At 67.5% G+C, this 14,618-nt stretch carries 18 protein-coding genes; 8 read left to right on the top strand and 10 right to left on the bottom strand.

Translation table 11 applies throughout. From position 1 onward, the window contains the following. Positions 1–13: 13 nt before the first annotated feature. Both queD and norR read right to left on the bottom strand, forming a co-directional pair. The gene (gene queD, locus ACYJSS_RS29025) at positions 14–370 is read right to left on the bottom strand and encodes a 6-carboxytetrahydropterin synthase QueD (protein WP_043247051.1); all 357 of its coding nucleotides are present in this window, start codon (positions 368–370) and stop codon (positions 14–16) included. 99 nt (positions 371–469) lie between these two features. Then, positions 470–2,023, bottom strand: coding sequence for a nitric oxide reductase transcriptional regulator NorR (gene norR, locus ACYJSS_RS29020; RefSeq protein ID WP_111262837.1), 1,554 nt, complete (start codon positions 2,021–2,023; stop codon positions 470–472). A gap of 154 nt (positions 2,024–2,177) precedes the next feature. Here norR and hmpA point away from each other — a divergent pair, with 154 nt between their 5' ends. From hmpA to ACYJSS_RS29005, 3 genes are read left to right on the top strand one after another with little or no spacing between them, the layout of a single operon-like run. After that, a complete protein-coding gene (hmpA, locus tag ACYJSS_RS29015; RefSeq protein WP_236206415.1) occupies positions 2,178–3,359 on the top strand; it encodes an NO-inducible flavohemoprotein in 1,182 nt (393 codons plus the stop codon). 52 nt (positions 3,360–3,411) lie between these two features. Beyond that, positions 3,412–3,657 carry a transmembrane sensor/regulator PpyR gene (locus tag ACYJSS_RS29010; RefSeq protein ID WP_236206416.1) on the top strand — a complete coding sequence of 82 codons (246 nt, stop codon included), beginning with the start codon at positions 3,412–3,414 and terminating at the stop codon, positions 3,655–3,657. Further along, entirely contained in the window at positions 3,644–4,834 is a 1,191-nt protein-coding gene (locus tag ACYJSS_RS29005; RefSeq protein WP_236206417.1) for an NnrS family protein, read from the top strand. Before ACYJSS_RS29010 ends, ACYJSS_RS29005 begins: the two co-directional genes overlap by 14 nt. Before the next feature lie 3 nt (positions 4,835–4,837). Here the strand turns inward: ACYJSS_RS29005 and ACYJSS_RS29000 are convergent, their stop codons facing one another. From ACYJSS_RS29000 to ACYJSS_RS28990, 3 genes are all read right to left on the bottom strand, one after another. Then, positions 4,838–5,095, bottom strand: coding sequence for a DUF5329 family protein (locus ACYJSS_RS29000; protein ID WP_236206418.1), 258 nt, complete (start codon positions 5,093–5,095; stop codon positions 4,838–4,840). Beyond that, a complete protein-coding gene (locus ACYJSS_RS28995) occupies positions 5,055–5,981 on the bottom strand; it encodes a hypothetical protein (RefSeq protein ID WP_236206419.1) in 927 nt (308 codons plus the stop codon). Before ACYJSS_RS28995 ends, ACYJSS_RS29000 begins: the two co-directional genes overlap by 41 nt. Positions 5,982–6,047: 66 nt before the next feature. After that, positions 6,048–7,127, bottom strand: a complete 1,080-nt coding sequence (locus ACYJSS_RS28990) for a patatin-like phospholipase family protein (protein WP_236206420.1) — start codon at positions 7,125–7,127, stop codon at positions 6,048–6,050. A gap of 222 nt (positions 7,128–7,349) precedes the next feature. Here ACYJSS_RS28990 and ACYJSS_RS28985 point away from each other — a divergent pair, with 222 nt between their 5' ends. The 5 genes from ACYJSS_RS28985 (at position 7,350) to ACYJSS_RS28965 (ending at position 10,498) form a co-directional block, all read left to right on the top strand. Beyond that, entirely contained in the window at positions 7,350–7,658 is a 309-nt protein-coding gene (locus ACYJSS_RS28985) for a PepSY domain-containing protein (protein WP_021216815.1), read from the top strand. Further along, positions 7,658–7,972 (top strand): PepSY domain-containing protein, encoded by a 315-nt coding sequence (locus ACYJSS_RS28980; RefSeq protein ID WP_111262841.1) that lies wholly within the window; start codon positions 7,658–7,660, stop codon positions 7,970–7,972. Before ACYJSS_RS28985 ends, ACYJSS_RS28980 begins: the two co-directional genes overlap by 1 nt. Continuing rightward, entirely contained in the window at positions 7,972–8,640 is a 669-nt protein-coding gene (locus ACYJSS_RS28975) for a response regulator transcription factor (protein ID WP_111262842.1), read from the top strand. Before ACYJSS_RS28980 ends, ACYJSS_RS28975 begins: the two co-directional genes overlap by 1 nt. Beyond that, positions 8,637–9,956, top strand: coding sequence for a sensor histidine kinase (locus ACYJSS_RS28970; protein WP_236206421.1), 1,320 nt, complete (start codon positions 8,637–8,639; stop codon positions 9,954–9,956). The genes ACYJSS_RS28975 and ACYJSS_RS28970 overlap by 4 nt, the downstream gene beginning before the upstream one ends. Before the next feature lie 65 nt (positions 9,957–10,021). Continuing rightward, complete coding sequence (locus ACYJSS_RS28965; protein ID WP_236206422.1) at positions 10,022–10,498, top strand: DUF3429 domain-containing protein; 477 nt, start codon at positions 10,022–10,024, stop codon at positions 10,496–10,498. On the opposite strand, the gene ACYJSS_RS28960 is transcribed toward ACYJSS_RS28965, so the two are convergent. From ACYJSS_RS28960 to ACYJSS_RS28940, 5 genes are all read right to left on the bottom strand, one after another. Beyond that, a complete protein-coding gene (locus tag ACYJSS_RS28960; protein WP_236206423.1) occupies positions 10,478–11,002 on the bottom strand; it encodes an AAA family ATPase in 525 nt (174 codons plus the stop codon). The two genes, ACYJSS_RS28965 and ACYJSS_RS28960, sit on opposite strands and share 21 nt — an antisense overlap. Further along, the gene (gene pnuC, locus ACYJSS_RS28955; RefSeq protein WP_111262846.1) at positions 10,999–11,562 is read right to left on the bottom strand and encodes a nicotinamide riboside transporter PnuC; all 564 of its coding nucleotides are present in this window, start codon (positions 11,560–11,562) and stop codon (positions 10,999–11,001) included. Before pnuC ends, ACYJSS_RS28960 begins: the two co-directional genes overlap by 4 nt. A 39-nt stretch (positions 11,563–11,601) precedes the next feature. Continuing rightward, on the bottom strand, positions 11,602–12,141 hold the full coding sequence (locus ACYJSS_RS28950; RefSeq protein ID WP_111262847.1) for a hypothetical protein: 540 nt from the start codon (positions 12,139–12,141) through the stop codon (positions 11,602–11,604). Positions 12,142–12,242: 101 nt separating this feature from the next. Next, on the bottom strand, positions 12,243–12,857 hold the full coding sequence (locus ACYJSS_RS28945; protein ID WP_236206424.1) for a hypothetical protein: 615 nt from the start codon (positions 12,855–12,857) through the stop codon (positions 12,243–12,245). 8 nt (positions 12,858–12,865) lie between these two features. Beyond that, positions 12,866–14,497: a methyl-accepting chemotaxis protein gene (locus ACYJSS_RS28940; protein ID WP_043246469.1), complete on the bottom strand. Its 1,632-nt coding sequence runs from the start codon at positions 14,495–14,497 to the stop codon at positions 12,866–12,868. Positions 14,498–14,618 lie beyond the last annotated feature (121 nt).

The following is a 14,618-nucleotide window of genomic DNA, read 5'->3' as shown; positions in this document are numbered from 1 at the left end:
TGCAGCAGAAGAATCAGTCGCCGCGATACTCGCAGCCACTGGTGCAAGTCTCGTGGATGCGCACCCGGCTCAGCTCCGGAAGCAGCGGCTTGAGCTGTTGCCAGATCCACTTGGCGAGCACCTCGCTGGTGGGGTTCTCCAGCCCGGGGATGTCATTCAGGTAGTTGTGATCGAGCTGCTCGTAGAGTGGCTTGAAGATCGCCTTGATCTCCGAGAAATCGCGTATCCAGCCGGTATAGGGATCGACTTCGCCTTCGATGTAGATGGCGACGCGGAAGGAGTGGCCGTGCAGTCGCCCGCACTTGTGGCCGGCGGGGACATGGGGGAGGCGGTGAGCCGCCTCGAAGATGAATTCCTTGAACAGTTCCACGAATGACGCTCTGAAGATGACGGCCCGGTACCGGCCTGGAAGGGGCGGGAGTTTATCAGTTCCCCCCGCCCTTTACCGCTGACCGGACGAGCCGCCCTGTCACTTGATGCCCAGGCGCTTGGCCAGGCGCAGCAGATTGGCGCGATCCAGCCCCAGCTCCCGGGCAGCTGCCGCCCAGTTGCCCTCGTTGCGTTCCAGCGCCGCGGTCACCAGGCGCTGTTGGTAGTGATCCACTGCCGTACGTAGATCGCCGATCGAGACTGGCTGCTCTTCCTCGATCACCTCATCCGCCTCAACGCGAGCCCCGGCTCGTGGCAAAGCCAAGTCTGCCGCCGTCAGGGTCAGGATCCTTGGCCTATCCGGCTGCGCCACCCTTGCCTTGAGCCCGGCCCGTCCGATCAGGTGCTCCAGCTCGCGCACGTTCCCGGGCCAGTCATAGCCGAGGAGGGCGGCTTGCGCATCCTGGCTCAGTCTCAAGCTGCGCAGCCCCAATTGGGCACGGTTGTTTTCGAGGAAATAGCCCGCAAGCAGCAGCACATCACGGCCCCGGTCGCGCAATGGCGGCACGCGCATGGGATAGACGCTGAGACGGTGATAGAGGTCGGCGCGGAAGCGGCCATGACGCACCTCCTCGGCCAGATCGCGGTTGGTCGCGGCGATCACCCGCACATTGACCCGATGCTCCCGATCCGATCCCACCCGTTGCAACTGGCCGCTCTGCAATACCCGCAACAGCTTGGCCTGGATCGCCAGAGGCAGCTCGCCCACTTCATCCAGGAACAGGCTGCCGCCATCGGCCAGCTCGAATTTGCCACGCCTGTCACCCACAGCGCCGGAGAAGGCACCGCGCACATGGCCGAACAGCTCGCTCTCCACCAGGGTGTCCGGCAGGGCCGCGCAGTTGAGGCTGATGAGCGGCTGGTTGCTGCGAGGAGACCTGGCATGGATCGCCTGAGCCACCAGCTCCTTGCCGACGCCCGTCTCACCGCTGATCAGCACCGTCAGCTCGCTGCCACCGACTACGGCGATCTCCTCCACCAGCGCCTTGTGCGCGGCACTCTGGCCGATCATTTCCTGCGGCCGCGCCTGCCCGGCGGCTTGGCGATAGACCTCCGCACGCTGTTGTTCATCCGCCGCCAGCCGCTCCAGGCCATGCATGCGCTCGGCGGCCTTCACCGTCGCCGCCGCCAGCACGGCGAAGTTCTCCAGGGTCTGCAGGTCCTCGCTGGAGAAGCGCGCCGGGTTCAGCGCGTCCAGCGTCAGCAGGCCCCAGGGGCGATCATCGAGGAACAGGGGGCAGCCCAGGCAGTCGTGCACCTCCAGGTGCTCCAGATGCCCATCCACCAGGCCGTCATACGGGTCGGGCAGATCGCAGTCGGCCGGGAAGCGCGTCGGCCCGCGATTCTCCAGGAGTGTCCGCAGGCGTGGGTGCTCGCTGACCTTGAAGCGCCGCCCCAAGGTGTCGGCGCTCAAGCCGTCCACCGCGAGGGGCACCAGTTGCTCGCCTTCCAGTCGCAGCAGCGCGGTTGCGTCGCATGGCAGCAGGCCCCGCAGCGCGCCGAGGAGGCGGCGATAGCGCTCCGGCTCCGGTAGATCGCGGGACAGGTCGGTGACCAGGGGGATGAGTGTCTGCAGCAAAGAGGGAGTTGTCATATTGACTTCTTGATGTCGGATTGACTCGGAGACAATTGTAGTCAAAACCACCCTTCAAAACATAACTAACTGATTTATAAGAAATAAAAATGTGGCACGGGAAATGAAATACCCAGGACGAGATTCAGACCCACTAGAAAAACGGAGTCCAACCATGCTGTCCAGCCAAGTGCGTGCCATCGTCAAGTCCACCGTCCCCCTGCTGGAGACCGGTGGCGAAGCCCTGACCACCCATTTCTACAAGATGATGCTCAGCGAGTACCCGCAGGTCCGCCCGCTGTTCAACCAGGCCCACCAGGCCAGCGGCGACCAGGCCCGCGCCCTCGCCAACGGCGTGCTGATGTACGCCCGCCACATCGACCAGCTCGAGGTCCTGGGCCCGCTGGTCAGCCGCATCGTCGCCAAGCACGTCGCCTTGCAGATCCTCCCCGAGCACTACCCCATCGTGGGTGACTGCCTGCTGCGTTCCATCCGCGAGGTCCTGGGCGAGGAGATCGCCACGGACGAGGTGATCGACGCCTGGGCCCAGGCCTATGAGCTGCTGGCCGGCCTGCTGATCGGCTCGGAGGAGGAAATCTACGCCGCGAGTGCCGAGGCCCCCGGTGGCTGGCGCGGCGCGCGTGGCTTCATCGTCGAGCGCAAGGTCGCGGAAAGCGACGAGATCACCTCCTTCCACCTGGTGCCGGAAGACGGCGGCGCGGTGCTGGACTTCGCCCCCGGCCAGTTCATCGGCTTGCGCCTGGACATCGATGGCGAAGAGGCGCGCCGCAACTATTCCCTGTCCGCCGCCGCCAACGGTCGCTCCTACCGCATCAGCGTCAAACGCGAGCCAGGCGGCAAGGTTTCCAACTTCCTCCACGACCGAGTCGGCGAAGGCGACCGCATCGAGCTCTTCGCACCGGCCGGTGACTTCGTCCTGCGCTCCAGTCGCAAACCGCTGGTGCTGATCACCGCCGGCGTCGGCATCACCCCTGCGCTGGCCATGCTCGACGTGGCGCAACACAGCGATCGGCCGATCCACTTCATCCACTGTGCGCGCAACGGCGCGGTGCACGCCTTCCGCGACTGGGTTGAGGCGATCGCTGCCCGGCGTCCGAATCTCCAGCATTTCGTCTGCTACAGCGAACCGGGCGAAAGCGATCGCGCCGACGGCACCGGTTTTCTCACCCAAGAACGCCTGTCGGGCTGGCTACCCGCCGAGCGCGATCTGGATGCCTACTTCCTTGGGCCAAAGCCCTTCATGGCTCAGGTGAAGAAGTACCTCAAGGCGCTGGGCGTACCCGAAAGACAATGCCACTACGAGTTCTTCGGGCCTGCCAGTGCCCTGGACAGCTGATCGACCTTGCCCGGCGCTCACGAGGTGCCGGGCCTTGAACGAGGAAACCACCATGACCTTCTTCAACTCCCCCGATGCTCTTCTGCGCCTTGCCAACCAGGTTCTCTGGATCGGCCTGGTCATGCTGCTTGTCGGCATCTTCTGCGGCTATCTGCTCGACCAGTTCTTCGGCCTGCTGCCGCTGATCGCCTTCCACGGCATGGTCATCTTCGGGCCGACCCTGCTGAAGCTCGGCTACGTCATGCGCCTCACCGCCCAATACCAGCTGCGCAAGGAGGCGCTCCATGCAGTTGCGTGACCGTAAACGGGAACTGGCCATCGCGCCGCTCTGGCGCCTTGGCTTCCGCCCCTTCTTCCTGGCTGGCGGGCTCTTCGCGCTCATCGCCATGGCGTTCTGGACCGTCGTGCTGACCGGCCACCTCAGTACCTGGCAACCGGTTGGTGGCTGGCTGGCCTGGCATCGTCACGAAATGCCATTCGGCTTCGGCATCGCCATCATCGCCGGCTTCCTGCTCACTGCCGTGCAGAACTGGACGGGCAGGGCGGGGCTCTCCGGGCGCCCGTTGATGTTGCTCGCAGCCCTCTGGCTCGCCGCGCGCCTGGCTTGGTTACTGGAGGCGCCGCTCCTTGTGCTGATTCCCTTGCAGGTCGCCTTCCTGCCGCTGCTGGCCTTCGTCATCGGCCGCAGCCTCTGGCAGGTGCGCCAGCACAACAACTATCCCGTGGTGGCCGTGCTGGCCCTGCTCGGCGGTACCGATGCCCTGGTGCTGGCTGGCCTGGCATTGGGCGACGAGGGTATGCAACGCCAGGGCGTGCTCGCGGCGATGTGGCTGATCGCGGCGCTGATGGGCCTGATCGGCGGGCGGGTGATTCCCTTCTTCACCCAGCGCGGGCTGGGGCGCACCCAGCAGGTGAAGGCACTGCCCTGGCTGGACCGCGCCACCCTCGGTTGCGCGCTGCTGGTGGCGGTGCTGAGCGCCTCGGGTATAGCCCTGAAAGCCAGCCCCTGGATCGCGTTGCCGTTCGCCTGCCTGGCCCTGGGCAACACCGTTCGCCTGGCGCGCTGGTACGACGCGGGCATCTGGCGCGTGCCGTTGCTCTGGTCCTTGCACCTGGCCTTCGCCTGGCTGGTGGTGGCGCCCCTCGGCCAGGCGCTCTGGCACCTGGGGCTACTGGGCAACCCGAGCCTGCCGTTGCACGCGCTGGCGGTCGGGGCAATGGGCGGGTTGATCCTGGCGATGCTGGCTCGTGTCAGCCTGGGTCACACCGGGCGGCCGTTGTCGCCGCCGAAGGCGATGGGCGTCGCCTTCGCACTGGTCAACTGTGGGGCGGTGGCACGGGTGTTCCTGCCGGGGCTGCTGCCAAGCGTGGCGCTACCCTTGGCGGGGGTATGCTGGCTGGCCGCCTTTGCGCTGTTTCTCGTGCACTACGCGCCGATGTTCTGCCACCCCCGGGTCGACGGCCAGCCGGGTTGAGGCTCAGGGCCGGGTGGTGCGCAGGCGCGCCAGTTCGGCCTTCAGCCATTCTGCGGAGAGCTGTTCCTGGCCGTTGCAGCGCACCTTGTAGGGCTTGCCGCTCATGCTGCTTTCGGTCGCGGCGCGGGCGATGAAGTCCTCGCTGGAGTCCACCAGGCCCTTCTTGTTCAGGTAGTCGAGCTTCTTCTGCAGGTGATCGCGGGCTTCGGTGGCCGGGTACTCACTGCCGTTGCGGATGAACAGGCAGCCACTCGACGCCACGAACGTCAGCAGCCCCGCTATTTCCTGCTGGCTGCGTGCGTCCGGCGCCGCCTGGCTCGGGTTCATCGCAAGCAACAAGCAACTGGCGCAGATGGCCTGCCAGGTAACGGTGAAAACGCGCATCTTCCCAATACTCCATATGGCTCAGGGGTGTGTGCCGCTTGTACCAGGGGCCGACCGGCATGGCGCGGTCCTCCTGCACGACGGCGGTGTAGTTCTGCAGGGGCCGCAGCGGGTAGCCGAGTGGGTCCGCCGGGGCGTAGACGTTCAGCCAGCGCGCCTGTTCGCGCACCCGCTCCTCCAGGCAATGGCCGGGGAAGCGGATGGGCTGCACGGGGTCGTAGGCAAAGGTGAACAGCGGGATGTTGCAGCCGAAGGTGACCAGCCCGGCGAGGGTCTCCAGCGCGATGAAGGGGTCGCGCGGGCAGCTCGGGGTGTCGTTGAGTTTCTGCTGATCCCAGACGAAGTTGGAGAAGATGTGCCCGCCGAGGGAGTGCGCGAGTACCACCAGCGGCGTATTCGGGCCGACCCGTGCGCGCAGGGCGTTGAGGCCGTTGCGCAGGCATTGGTGCACTTCTTCGTAGGTGGTGTCGTAGGCCTGGCTGACCTTGCGATAGCCACTGGCGTCGCCGAGGAACAGCGTCACCGCCTCGCGCAGCCAGCGCCAGGTAACCGGTTCGCGCTCCAGGCGGTCGAGGAAGGCCTGCTCGCGCTTGTCCAGCACGCTGGCCCAGTAAAGGCTCTGGAAGGCGATCTGTTCGGCGTCGCTGCCCAGGCGCTTGCGCAGGCCGCGGATCAGGCCCTGGGCGAAGCTGTGCTGGCCGTCGTCGTCGCGCAGGTCCTGCTGGTTGCCAATGCCATGGATGATGGCGACGGCGAGCTTCATCGGTTCTCTCCCTGAATCGTCGCGCGGCAGCCTACCCCGAGGCAGGCCGCGCGGCAATCGGGCCGATCAGAGCGGCTGCAGGCGTTCGGCCAGGCGGCCGCCATCCACCAACTCGAGGAATTCGTCACCGAGGCGCTGGCTTTCGCTCATCGCCTTGCGCCAGTAGCGCTCGCGTCCGGCATCGTCACCCAGGTAGCGGGTGAAGTCCTTGCGGTCCGGTAGCTTGCCGTGGGGCAGGGTGGCCAGGTACTCCCGCGAGGGGGCGAGCAGCAGCACGTCCTGCAGGCGCACTGCATCGCCACGACGCCAGGGCAGGCCCTTGTCGAACCAGCCAGGGATCACCTTGTCGGTGAAGTGCGGGTAGAGCACCACGCCGTCGCCGCTGTAGGGCAGGTCGAGGTGGTAGTCGAGTAGGCCGCCGTCGCGGTAGGTACCGGGGCCGGCGCCCGGGATGTCGCGCACGCCTTCCATCACCATGGGGATGGAGCCGGAAGCGAGCAGGGCGTGGCGGAGGTTGCTGGCGTCCAGTGCCAGGCAGCGCGAGGGGAAGTCTTCCAGCGCGGCCAGGGGAGGGGCCAGGCGGATGTCATGCAGGATCACCCGCTCGAAGTGTCGGGCCAGGCGCGGGCGCCCCAGCAGATTGGAGCCGATCACCGAGCCCAGGCCGAGCCCCAGCGCACCCCGGCGGTCATGGGCGAGCAGGCCGTGACTCTTTACCACCACCACATTGAGGCGGTAGTGCGGGTTGCTCAGCACATGGGCGTCCTGGCCTTCCAGCAGGTGGTCGAGCATCTGCGCGCAGAGGCGGCTGACCTCGGCCATGGTCACGCCCTTGGGGAAGCGTTGCGCGGTGTACAGCTCGCCCAGGCGGCTGATGCCCTTGGCGGCGTCCGGCAGGCAGGCGCTGGCGAAGCGCCAGGAGCCGATGGAGGCGCCGATCAGCGAGCGCTCCTGGGGCGCGCGTGGCAGCCAGTCGCCGAACAGCGCCAGGTCCAGGCCCTGGATGCCCAGCGCCTTGGGGCCGCCGGCGGCGCCGGGGAGAATCTTCACGTCGGCCGGCTGCAGGCCGCGCTCGCGGATGCGTGCCAGGGCACGGCTGCCGGCGCGCAGGGTGAGGGCGGGCGACTTGATGTGAATGGCGCTCATGGGGGCCTCCGAAAAAAGCGAGGCAGCGATTATAGTGGCCCGCGCCGCCAGTCCAAGCGCCTTCATCCTGTGAATGATGCGTCCATGCCGAGGCCGGGGAGTGATTGGCGGGCCCGGGGTACCGATGGCATCGACCGGGGCGGCCGGAAATTCAGCTTGAGTTAATTGGCCTTCGCTAAGGTGTACCCATCGAAGACAGATATCCCCACAAGGAGATGCACCATGAAAAAACTCACTGCCCTGTTCGCCGTCGCCACCCTCGCTGCCACCGCCGGGATTGCCCAGGCCCGTGACCTCGGCCCGGACGAAGCCCTGAAGCTGCGTGACGCCGGCACCATCCAGTCGTTCGAGAAGCTCAACGCCGCCGCCATCGCCAAGCACCCCGGCTCCACCGTCAACGAGACCGAGCTGGAAGAGGAATACGGCCGCTACATCTACCAGGTCGAACTGCGTGATCCCCAGGGCGTGCAGTGGGATCTCGAACTGGACGCCACCAATGGCCAGATCCTCAAGGATCACCAGGACGACTGATGGGACTGATCATGCGCTACAGCGGCATCCTCGTCCTGGTTCTGGCGGTCTTCGCCCTCGAGGCGGTGGCCCGTGACCTGGACCAGGACGAAGCCCTGAAGCTCCGCGAAGAAGGGGTGATCATGCCCCTCGAGCAACTGCTGCACCGGGCCCTGGGGTTGTACCCCGGGGCTCGCCTGCTGGAGGCGGAGCTGGAAGAGGAAGACGATGTCTATGTCTACGAAGTCGAACTGCTGACCACCGAAGGCGTGGTGCGCGAGCTGGAACTGGACGCCCGTGACGGGCGCATCCTGAAGGACGAGGAGGATGACTGATGCGCCTGCTGCTGGTTGAGGATCATGTGCCTCTGGCGGACGAGCTGCTGGCCGGGCTCGGCCGCCAGGGCTACGCCGTGGACTGGTTGGCCGACGGCCGCGATGCCGCCCATCAGGGCGCCAGCGAACCCTATGACCTGATCGTGCTGGACCTCGGCCTGCCCGGGCGCCCGGGCCTCGACGTGCTTCGCGAATGGCGGGCGGGCGGGCTGGCCACGCCGGTGCTGATCCTCACCGCGAGGGATTCCTGGGCCGAGCGCATCGAGGGCCTCAAGGCCGGCGCCGACGACTACCTGACCAAACCCTTCCACCCGGAGGAGCTGGCCCTGCGCATCCAGTCGCTGCTACGCCGTGCCCGGGGCCTGGCCAACCAGCCGCACCTTGAAGCGGCCGGCCTGCAGCTGGACGAAGGCCGCCAATGCGTCACCCGCGGCGGCGAGGAAGTGGACCTGACCGCCGCCGAGTTCCGCCTCCTGCGCTACTTCATGCTCCACCCCGGCCAGCTGCTGTCCAAGAGCCACCTGGCCGAGCACCTGTATGACGGCGAGACCGAGCGCGACTCCAACGTCATCGAGGTTCACGTCAACCACCTGCGACGCAAGCTCGGGCGCAGCGTGATCGAGACCCGTCGAGGCCAGGGCTACCGCTTCACCGGTGTCACCGAGTGAGGTCCATCCAGCGGCAGCTCAGCATCGGCCTGGTGACCCTGTTGCTGGTGGTCGGGCTGTTGCTCGCCCAGGTGAGCCTGTGGCTGTTCGATGATGGCCTGCGCCGCCACCTCGAGGGCAACCTGCGCAGCGAGGCGGAAAGCCTGCTGGCCGCCCTGGTGCGCGGTCCCAAGGGCATCCAGCTGGACGAGCAGAAGCTCAACCCGGCGCATCAGCAGCCCTATTCGGGGCGCTACTTCCTGATCCGTATCGATGACACCCCCTGGCGCTCCCGCTCCCTGTGGGACGCCGAGTTCGCCATGCCCGAGCGCCCTGGCCTGACCGCCGAGCTGCTGCCCGGGCCCAATGACCAGCAGTTGCTCACCTACCGGGGCGACTACCGCCGCTTCGGGCGCCAGGTCAGCATTGCCGTGGCCCAGGACTACACGCCGATCCTGGACAGCTTCCGCCGCGTGCAGTGGACCGGTGTCGCCCTGGGTATCGCCGCACTCCTGCTGATGCTCGCCCTGCAGCGTTACACGGTGCGTCGCGCCCTGCGCCCGCTGGAACGGGTGCGCCGGCAGATCGCCCAGCTGCAGCAGGGCCAGCGCAGCGAGCTGGATGCCCGCGTGCCCCTGGAACTGGAGCCGCTGGTGGGCCAGATCAACCACCTGCTGGCCCATACCGAAGACACCCTGCGTCGCTCGCGCAATGCACTGGGCAACCTCGGCCACGCGCTGAAGACGCCCCTGGCGGTGCTGGTCAGCCTGGAGTCCCGCGACGAGCTGCGTGGGCACCCGGAGCTGCGCGCCACCCTGGCCGAGCAGTTGGAGCAGATCCAGCAACGCCTGTCCCGCGAGCTGGGTCGCGCGCGCCTGGCCGGAGAAGCGTTGCCGGGGGCGCATTTCGATTGCGATGCGGAGTTGCCGGGGCTGTTCAACACCCTGTCGATGATCCATGACAGCCGGCTCGACCTGGACTGGGATGTCGCCCCCGGCCTGCGCCTGCCCTGGGATCGCGAGGACCTGCTGGAGCTGTTGGGCAACCTGCTCGACAACGCCTGCAAGTGGGCGGAAACCCAGGTGCTGCTGTCCATCTCCCTGCAGGCCGACGGCTATCGCCTGAGTGTCGACGACGACGGCCCCGGCATCGCCGAGGAGCAGCGCGAGTCGGTGCTCGCCCGCGGCTCGCGGCTGGACGAGCAGGTTGCCGGCCATGGTCTGGGCCTCGGCATCGTGCGGGACATCGTCGACGCCTGGGGCGGCCGGCTCAGCCTGGACAGCAGCCCCCTCGGCGGCCTGCGGGTGCGCATCGACCTGCCCGTGCCTCGCCGTTGACGGCGCACGGTGCGGTTGGTATCAGGCCTGTCTAGTCTGAAGGCAACCCAACAAGGACCCGCCCCATGCATGCATTCGATGCTCCCCATCCGCCGCACCTGGCCCGGCTGCTCGGTTTTGCCGGGCTGGTGCCCTTCGTCACGGGCGCACTCGGTATCTGGCTGACCCCGATCGGCTGGCGCCCCCTGGTACTGGCGGCGTTGCTGGACTACGCCGCCGTCATTCTCGCGTTCATGGGCGCCATTCACTGGGGGCTGGCCATGCGTGCCGGCCAGGAGGACACCCGTGCGCGCCTGCAACTGGGCTTCTCGGTGATTCCCGCACTGTTCGGCTGGGTCGCCATCTCCGCCGGGCTGCCCGCCGGCCTGGCGGTGGCCGTGTTCATCCCGGCCTTCATCGGCCTGTACCTGGCCGACCTGCGTGCCGTGCGCCTGGGCCTGGCACCGGGCTGGTACCCGGCCCTGCGCCGCCCGCTGACCATCGGCGTGGTCACCAGCCTGCTGGTGGCCTGGGGCGGCCTGCTATTCGGCCAGCCAGGCTGACACCGCAGCCAGCGCCGCCTCGCGGCGTTCGGCCCAATTCCCCGCCACCACCACGTAGCGCTGCCCCCGGGCCTGCAGCCACGCCTCGCTGGCGTGGAAGAATGCCAATCGCTCGGCCAGTGCCGGTTGGCAGCGCTGCCCATCGCCCACCCAGGGCACGCCTTCCGGGCTCAGCAGCAGGTGCAGGTCGTAGCGGCGTTCGGCCAGGGCCGTCTCCAGCCAGGCCGGGCAGTCGCCGAACAGCGTGCGGCTCCAGAGGATGTTGCTCAGCAGGTGGGTATCCAGCACCAGCAGCGCCGGCCGCTCGGCCCGCGCCGCGTCCTCGCGCTGCAATTGCCCCCGGGCGATCAGGGGGATGTCGGCGTAGCAGGTGTCGCGCTGCTGCTCGTCGATGAACTCGCGCACGTACTCGCCCACCACCCGGCCGCCGAAGCGCGCGGCGATCTCGCCGGCCAGCCAGCTCTTGCCGCTGGACTCGGGGCCGGCCAGTACCAGCACCTTCATGCCGGGCTCGCCTGCGGTTGCCGCCATAGCCGCCAGCCGTGCACCGCCAGCAGGGTGAACAGCGCGTAGAGCGCGGCGGTCAGGTACAGCGCCTTGCTGAGGAACAGGCCGACGAAGATCACGTCCACCACAATCCACAGCGCCCAGCATTCCAGGCGCTTCTGCGCCATCCACACCTGGGCCACCAGGCTGAACCCGGTCAGCGCCGCGTCCAGCCAGGGCGCGGCGGCGTCGGTGTGGGTCGCCATCACGTAGCCCAGCGCCAGGCTGCCGGCGGCCCCCAGGCCCAGGCCCGTCGCCAGCTGCGCCGGCGCCAGGCGGCTGACCTCGCGGCCGTCATGGCGTGCGCCGCCCCGGGTCCATTGCCACCAGCCGTAGCCTTGCAGCACGGCGTAGATGCCCTGCAGCAGCATGTCGGAATAGAGCTTCACCTCGAAGAAGATCCAGGCGTAGATCAGCACCATGGCCAGGCCGATGGGCCAGCACCAGCGGTTCTGCCGGGTGGTGAGCCAGACGGCGAGCACGCCGAGCGCGGCGGCGAAGAGTTCAAGTGGCGACACGGGCGACCCTCGTGGAAAGAGCCGCCGATTGTAGCGGCTTCAGCCGGCGGCGGGCGCCCTGGCCGCCAGGCGTTGCCGGTCCTGGCGCTCGCGTTCGGTGCCCAGGTACCGCTCGCGGGTGCCCAGCAGGTGGTCGAACCAGGGCCGCGTCACGCACCAGTTGGCGTGGGGGTTGGGCCCCATGTGGTGGTCGTAGTGCCAGGGCAGGTGGCGGCGTGCCCAGTCCGGGTCCTCGTGGGAGCGGCGGTGGGTGCGGTAGTAGTTCGCCGCGCAGTACCAGAGGGTCGCGGTCAGCCAGGGCGCCACCAGCCACAGCGGGCTGGCGGCCAGGCTGGCCAGCAGCAGTGCCCAGGCTTCCTTGCCCTGGGCGTGCCAGCCCAGCGGGAAGCGCTCGTAGCAGGGGTCGCGGAAGGCATGGCGGCGGGCGTTGCCGTGGTGTTCGTGGAAATGGAAGCTCCAGAAGCGCCCGCGTACCCGGCCCAGGCCGTGGAGCACATGCTTGTGGAAGAACCATTCGATGAAGTTGGCCAAGAGCAGGCCGGCGATGATGCTCAGCGGGGCTTCGAGGTACCAGGGCATGGTGGTGGGTTTCCTTGGCGGGTCACGGGTCGACTCTAGCCAGGAGGAGGGCACCCGGTCTTGCCCGCGCTGCCCGGTTCGCCGGGCGCCCGGGGCAAGCCTCAGCAGACCAGGCTGTCGGCCTGGCGGTAGAGCATCAGCAGTTTGCGGGTGATGCTCTGCTGGATGTCGTCGCGCTCGAAGGTGGAGAGGTGCGGCAGCTTGTACACCTGCAGGCGGTGCAGGTGGATGTAGGGCATCTGCTGGTCGAACTCGCGCAGGTCGCCCTTCATCAGGATCGGCAGGAAGACGTCGCCGCGCTTGCGCTGGTTGCTGATGATCTGCGCCAGTGCCGGCTTGAAGGGCATGGTCTTGGGCTTCGGGCCGCCTTCCTCGATGCGCGTGCTGAGCAGCAACCCCGGCTTGCCGAGCACCACGCCGGGCAACACGAAGAGGCCGGTCTTGAGCACCGCGGCGGCCTCGATCCCGTGGAGGGTGTCGTGAAAGGCGTAGGGGTTGGGCAGCACCACCATCTTGCGCCCGAGATCGGCGGGAAAATGCAGGCTGTAGTTGGTGTAAAGCTGGCGCGTGGACTCGGAGTACACGCACAGGCGGTTCTCGAACAGACGGATGAAACGCTCGGCCAGCTCGCGACGGGCGATGCTGTCCAGGTCCCAGATCAGGTCCTGGTTCTGCTGCTGGCCGAGGTCGACCTCCTGGTGTTCCATGTTGCCCATGCCGGTCCTCAAACGCGGAATTGTCTCAACAAGCGGTTCAACTGCTCGGCCAGTTGGCTGAGCTGCTGACTGGCGGCGCTAGTCTGCTCTGAAGCCATCGCGTTGTCATGGGCCAAGCTGGCTGCCTGGGTCACATTCTGGTTGATGTCCTCCACCACGTGGGACTGCTGCAGGGTGGCACTGGCGATGGAGGCGTTGAGCCCGGTGAGGTTGCGCAACGACTGGGCGATCTGCCCGAGGCTTTCGCCGGCCTGGCTGGCCTGCTCCACGGTCAGCTGCGAGGCGCGGCTGCTTTCGTTGATCACCTTCACCGCCGCTTCGGAGTTGCCTTGCAGGCGCTCGATCATGCCGTGGATCTCGGCGGTGGATTTCTGCGTGCGCTGGGCCAGCAGGCGCACTTCGTCGGCGACCACGGCGAAGCCACGGCCCTGCTCGCCGGCGCGGGCGGCCTCGATGGCGGCGTTGAGCGCCAGCAGGTTGGTCTGCTCGGCGATGGAGCGGATCACTTCCAGGACGGTGCCGATCTGCGAGCTTTCCTCGGCCAGCGAGCGGATCACCTCCACGGCCTGGCCGATGGTGTCGGAGAGCTGGCCGATCTGCCGCAGGCTGGCGTCGATGTTGCTCTGGCCGAGGCGTGCCTGGTCTTCGGCGGTGCGCACCTCGCTGGCGGCGTGCTCGGCGTTCTTCGCCACGTCCTGTACGCCGTAGGTGACCTCGTTGATGGCGGTGGCCACCAGCTCCATCTGCTGGGATTGCTGCTCGCTGTGGCGCTGGCCGTTGCTGGCGATGCCGCCCAGGGAGCCGGCGGCCTGGTCCAGTGCGCCGGCAGCGTCCAGTGATTGGCGGATGACCCCGCGCAGCTTGCTGGTGAAGGCGTTGAAGTGCCCGGAAAGCGCGGTGATCTCGTCGCGACCCTGGCCATCCAGCGAACTGGTCAGGTCACCTTCGCCGCTGGCTATGTTGGCCATGGCCGCCACAACGTCCTGCAGCGGGCGGGTGATGCTGCGGGCGATCACCACCACCAGCACCGCCATGATCAGGGCGATCACCAGGCCGATGAAGGAGGCGCGCAGGGCCTGGGACCAGAATTCCTCCTGCATGTCGTCGATGTAGATGCCCGAGCCGATCACCCAGCCCCAGGGTTCGAAAAGCTGCACGTAGGACACCTTGGGCACCGGGTCGCTGGCGCCCGGCTTCGGCCAGCGGTAGTCGACGAAGCCCGCGCCCTTGCTGCGGGCCACGGCCACCATGTCGTTGAACAGCGGCTTGCCGTCCGGGTCCTTGTAGCCGGAGAGGTCCTGCCCCTCCAGCTTCGGGTTGGTCGGGTGCATGACCATGCGCGGGGTCAGGTCGTTGATCCAGAAGTAGTCGTTCTTGTCATAGCGCAGCGCGCGGATGGCCTGCATGGCCTGCTTCTGCGCGTCCTCGCGGGGCAGGGTGCCGGCAGCCTCCTGGGCCTGGAAGTGCTGCAGCACGCCAGCGGCGGTCTGCACCACGTGCTGGGTCTTGAGCTCCTTGCCATGCAGCAGGTCGCTGTGGATCTGCTGGAGCATGGCCATCCCGAGAACCACCAGCATCGACACCGCGACGACGAGGATCAGCCAGAGGCGGCGGCTGATGGGCAGACTGCGAAGGTTCATGGTCGGGGGCTCCTGACTCGTTATTGTTCTGCGGCCGGATTTCGCGCTCCAGCGCGGTCGTTGCCACGCGCGAATCCACATCATGTCTGATAGCATTTCGGCCTTCGGCCGGCAAACCTGA

The organism is Pseudomonas sp. No.21 (assembly GCF_054558415.1).
This window is presented reverse-complemented; position numbering and strand designations above follow the sequence as displayed.

Coding starts and splice junctions, on each gene's coding strand:
- ACYJSS_RS28990 (WP_236206420.1), bottom strand. CDS start 7,127: ATGAGCGCCATTCACATCAAGTCGCCCGCCCTCACCCTGCGCGCCGGC.
- ACYJSS_RS28995 (WP_236206419.1), bottom strand. CDS start 5,981: ATGAAGCTCGCCGTCGCCATCATCCATGGCATTGGCAACCAGCAGGAC.
- norR (WP_111262837.1), bottom strand. CDS start 2,023: ATGACAACTCCCTCTTTGCTGCAGACACTCATCCCCCTGGTCACCGAC.
- ACYJSS_RS28965 (WP_236206422.1), top strand. CDS start 10,022: ATGCATGCATTCGATGCTCCCCATCCGCCGCACCTGGCCCGGCTGCTC.
- ACYJSS_RS28985 (WP_021216815.1), top strand. CDS start 7,350: ATGAAAAAACTCACTGCCCTGTTCGCCGTCGCCACCCTCGCTGCCACC.
- ACYJSS_RS28980 (WP_111262841.1), top strand. CDS start 7,658: ATGGGACTGATCATGCGCTACAGCGGCATCCTCGTCCTGGTTCTGGCG.
- ACYJSS_RS29005 (WP_236206417.1), top strand. CDS start 3,644: ATGCAGTTGCGTGACCGTAAACGGGAACTGGCCATCGCGCCGCTCTGG.
- ACYJSS_RS28940 (WP_043246469.1), bottom strand. CDS start 14,497: ATGAACCTTCGCAGTCTGCCCATCAGCCGCCGCCTCTGGCTGATCCTC.
- ACYJSS_RS29010 (WP_236206416.1), top strand. CDS start 3,412: ATGACCTTCTTCAACTCCCCCGATGCTCTTCTGCGCCTTGCCAACCAG.
- ACYJSS_RS28945 (WP_236206424.1), bottom strand. CDS start 12,857: ATGGGCAACATGGAACACCAGGAGGTCGACCTCGGCCAGCAGCAGAAC.
- ACYJSS_RS28960 (WP_236206423.1), bottom strand. CDS start 11,002: ATGAAGGTGCTGGTACTGGCCGGCCCCGAGTCCAGCGGCAAGAGCTGG.
- hmpA (WP_236206415.1), top strand. CDS start 2,178: ATGCTGTCCAGCCAAGTGCGTGCCATCGTCAAGTCCACCGTCCCCCTG.
- ACYJSS_RS28975 (WP_111262842.1), top strand. CDS start 7,972: ATGCGCCTGCTGCTGGTTGAGGATCATGTGCCTCTGGCGGACGAGCTG.
- ACYJSS_RS28950 (WP_111262847.1), bottom strand. CDS start 12,141: ATGCCCTGGTACCTCGAAGCCCCGCTGAGCATCATCGCCGGCCTGCTC.